This window comes from Rickettsia sp. TH2014 (genome assembly GCF_019249195.1).
Taxonomy (GTDB): domain Bacteria; phylum Pseudomonadota; class Alphaproteobacteria; order Rickettsiales; family Rickettsiaceae; genus Rickettsia; species Rickettsia felis.
In genome coordinates this window covers 1-3946 of sequence record NZ_MXAX01000254.1, presented here as the reverse complement: position 1 = coordinate 3946, position 3946 = coordinate 1, and the positions used below count along the sequence as shown (strand labels likewise).

Here is a 3946-nt window from a genome sequence, read left to right as displayed (position 1 = left end):
CTGTAAGATTAAATCTTGACTTCTACATGTCTACAAATCACATATTTTATCTGCTTTACTAGATTCCCACCATTGTTGCGTGGGTCAATTTCAGCTCTGTCATCCCATGGTCAAGTCGACCTTGTTGCATGGCTCGGTTTATACGTCATTGCGAGAAGAATTACATAGTAATTCGACGAAGCAATCCAGTTAAAAATTCTGATTTACAGAATTTTTTTATTATTTTTTCTAGATTGCCACGTCACTTCGCTCCCCGCAATGACGATTTAGAATTTCATGGGCAACAATATCTATACCGAAAAAGAATTACCGCAGCCACATTTTGCTTTGGCTTGCGGATTACTAACGTTGAAATATGAACTGCCGAGTTCCTCTATAAAATCTAAAGTACAATCTAGCATAAATTTTTGAGAGATAGGATCAATAATAATTGTAGCATTATGTTTAGTAATGACATAATCATCCTGCTCTATACCATCTTTTGAGACTAGTTCATAATTATACATAAGTCCTGAACAACCGCCGCTATCAACCGTAACTCGCAGTACTAAATTCTCATCTTTTTCTAGCTCTATTAACTCGCAAACTCGTTGAAAAGCCCTATCCGTAATTGTTATCGTCACCAAAATTACCTTGTAAAAGTCTTGTAAATTATATAGTATACTTTAACATTTTTCAAGTCGGCGTTGCTTGTGTGGATACCAAGTCGTCATTGCGAGGAGGGGCAGAGCCTCGACGTGGCAATCTCAGGAATTTTATACTGTTTTCTAGATTGCCACGCTCTCTACGTTCGCTCGCAATGACGATTTGGTAGCCTCAACACAACGCCTTTCAAAATAAAGGATAACGATGCTAGCTTCATACGCTACCGATCCTCTTAAAAGTAGGGGAAGATTATATAAAGAAATCCCGACTTCGTATAGAAACGAGTTTGAACGTGATCGTGATCGTATTATTCATACCAATGCGTTTAGGCGTTTGCAATATAAAACTCAGGTTTTTATTAATCACGAAGGGGATCATTACAGAAATAGGCTAACTCACTCCTTAGAGGTTTCGACTGTTGCTCGTTCGGTCGCTAATACTTTAAATTTATCAAGTGATTTAGCTGAGACAATAGCACTTGCTCATGATCTTGGTCATACGCCTTTCGGTCATGCAGGCGAAAGAGCTTTAAATGAATGTATGAAAGAGTATAAAGGCTTTTCCCATAATGCTCAATCTTTAAAGATACTAACATTACTTGAAAAAAGATATGCGGCTTATAACGGAGTCAATTTAACATGGGAAGTTTTAGAAGGAATCGTAAAACATAATGGTCCTATTACTACTGAGATAAATGAATATATCGCAGAGTATAATAAGCAAAATGATTTAGATCTTGGTACTTACGCATCAGCAGAGGCTCAAATAGCAGCACTTGCTGATGATATTAGTTATATTTCGCATGATCTCGAAGATAGTATCGGTGCTAAAATTATCGATTTTAATAGTCTTGCTGAGCTTAAATATATTGACCAACATGTTTTTGAGATTAAAGCAAAATTTAAGAATATTGGTTCTTCTTGTCTGATTTATGAGGTAGTACGTAAGCTAATACATGAGTTAATTACCGATTTACTATGGCAAACACAAGAAAATTTAAATAAAGAAAAAATTACTAATATAGACGAAATACGTAACTTAAATTATCAGATAGTGGATTTTACGGAAAAAACTAATGTCCGTATTAAGGAAACTAAAAAGTTTCTGCATGAGCGAGTTTATAAAAGTAATAAAATTATGGCCATAAGCCTTAAATGTACTAAAATTGTTCAAGGTCTGTTTAAGGTTTATATGGATGATATTAATTTATTACCGGTTAATTGGAAAATGCTAATAGGCGCTAATGAAACATACAGTAAAGCTAGAGTTATTGCCGATTATATAGCAGGTATGACCGACCGTTTTGCCATTCAAGAATATAATCAGCTTTGCTCGCTGAATTTTAATAATATCTAAAAACTTAATTATGAATATATTTAATCAATTAAAACAAGATATAATTGCGGCAAGCAGGCAATTATATAATAATCAAGAAATAGCAAATAATGCTACTATTGAAACTCCGAAAGATAGTTTTAACGGTGATTTATCAAGTAATATTGCAATGATTCTTGCTGCTAAAGAAAATATTTCTCCACGGGAAGTGGCTTTAAAGTTTAAAGAAATTCTTATAACATTACCTTATATTGCAAGTATAGAAATAGCAGGACCCGGCTTTATTAACTTTACTATAAAAGCTGAAACTTGGCAGATAGCAGTTAAAGATATTCTACAGCACGAAGAAAAGTTTTTTGTAATTGATATAGATAAAAGCAGAAATATTAACATCGAGTATGTTTCGGCAAATCCTACCGGTCCAATGCATATAGGCCATGCTAGGGGCGCGGTATACGGTGATGTGTTAGCAAGAATTCTGCAAAAGGTAGGTTACTCTGTTACAAAAGAATATTATGTTAATGATGCAGGTTCGCAAATAAATGATTTAGTGAGTACGGTATTATTACGTTATAGAGAAGCTCTGGGCGAGAAAATTACTATTTCTGCCGGTTTGTATCCAGGGGAATATTTAATTCCGCTTGGGCAAATTTTGGCGAAAGAATACGGTAATAAATTATTAACGATGAACGAAGATGAAAGGTTCAAAATAGTCAAAAATTTTGCTGTAGAAAAAATGCTTGATTTAAATAGAAAAGATTTAGCAGATTTAGGTATTAAACATGATATATTTTTCTCTGAGCAATCATTGCATGATAAAGGCGAGATAGGAAAAACAGTTAAACTACTAGAGCATATGGGGCTAATTTATGAAGGCAGCCTCCCTGCTCCTAAAGGTAAAGTTCATGAGGAATGGGATAATAGAGTTCAAAAATTATTTAAATCTACCAATTACGGTGATAGTCAAGATCGTCCTATAGAAAAAGCTGATGGAAGTTGGTCGTATTTTGCTTCCGATCTTGCATATGCTAAGGATAAAATAGATAGAGGAGCAAATCACTTAATTTATATACTTGGTGCGGACCATAGCGGATATGTTAAAAGAATTGAGGCAATAGTTAAGGCTCTAGGCAAAGAACAAGTTAAAGTAGACGTTAAAATCTGTCAATTGGTCAATTTTGTTGAAAACGGTGTGCCGGTTAAAATGTCAAAACGCCTTGGGAGTTTTGCCAGTGTGCAAGACGTAAATCATGAGGTGGGGAAAGATGTCATAAGATTTATGATGTTAACAAGACAAAATGATAAGCCGCTTGATTTTGATTTAGTAAAAGTAAAAGAACAATCAAGAGAAAATCCTATCTTTTACGTACAATATGCACATGTAAGAACAATATCAATTTTATCGAAAGCTAGGGGATTAATGCCTGAATCTTATAATAACTTTGAAGAAGGTAAGTATGATTTATCTTTATTATCATCGGAAGAAGAAATTGAGATCATAAAACTTTTGGCTAGCTGGACAAAAACATTAGAAACATCTGCAAAATATTTTGAACCACACCGCATTGCATTTTATTTAATAAACTTAGCCTCAAGATTTCATTCTATGTGGAATTTTGGTAAAGAAAATAGCGATTATAGATTTGTAATCGAGAGCAATAAAGAATTAACTACCGCTCGTCTTGCTCTTGCAAGTGCCATACAGAAAGTTATAGCTAGTGGTCTTGAAGTGATAGGTGTAGAGCCTATGGATAGGATGTAGTTAGGTTTTCATCGTCATTGCAAGCAGCCGTAGGCTGCATGGAACGATTTTTCCGTCATTCCTGCAAGACCTTGTTGCGTAGATATAAAAAAAAGTAGCTGCGAACTAAGAAAAGTAGTAAATCGACAAAAAACTTAACCACAAGTGTGTATGTCAAAGCTACAAAAAGTTTGCAACTGGAAAGAATATAACAGAAGTTTAAAG

At 34.4% G+C, this 3946-nt stretch carries 3 protein-coding genes and 1 pseudogene; 2 read left to right on the top strand and 2 right to left on the bottom strand.

The window, feature by feature from the left end:
- Nucleotides 1–141: 141 nt before the first annotated feature.
- Together KYQ89_RS08365 and KYQ89_RS05265 are read right to left on the bottom strand one after the other, a co-directional pair.
- Nucleotides 142–226 (bottom strand): annotated as a pseudogene (locus tag KYQ89_RS08365) (lytic transglycosylase domain-containing protein); the annotation flags it as partial.
- Nucleotides 227–290: 64 nt separating this feature from the next.
- The gene (locus KYQ89_RS05265; RefSeq protein ID WP_218460705.1) at nt 291–623 is read right to left on the bottom strand and encodes an iron-sulfur cluster assembly accessory protein; all 333 of its coding nucleotides are present in this window, start codon (nt 621–623) and stop codon (nt 291–293) included.
- Nucleotides 624–849: 226 nt separating this feature from the next.
- On the opposite strand from KYQ89_RS05265, the gene KYQ89_RS05260 reads away from it, so the two are divergent.
- Complete coding sequence (locus KYQ89_RS05260; protein ID WP_218460704.1) at nt 850–2001, top strand: deoxyguanosinetriphosphate triphosphohydrolase; 1152 nt, start codon at nt 850–852, stop codon at nt 1999–2001.
- A 10-nt stretch (nt 2002–2011) separates the two neighbouring features.
- The gene (argS, locus tag KYQ89_RS05255; RefSeq protein WP_218460703.1) at nt 2012–3742 is read left to right on the top strand and encodes an arginine--tRNA ligase; all 1731 of its coding nucleotides are present in this window, start codon (nt 2012–2014) and stop codon (nt 3740–3742) included.
- Nucleotides 3743–3946: the final 204 nt, after the last annotated feature.

Excerpts from the sequence above, each read along its gene's own strand:
- KYQ89_RS05260 (WP_218460704.1), top strand. The coding sequence starts at position 850 with ATGCTAGCTTCATACGCTACCGATCCTCTTAAAAGTAGGGGAAGATTA.
- argS (WP_218460703.1), top strand. The coding sequence starts at position 2,012 with ATGAATATATTTAATCAATTAAAACAAGATATAATTGCGGCAAGCAGG.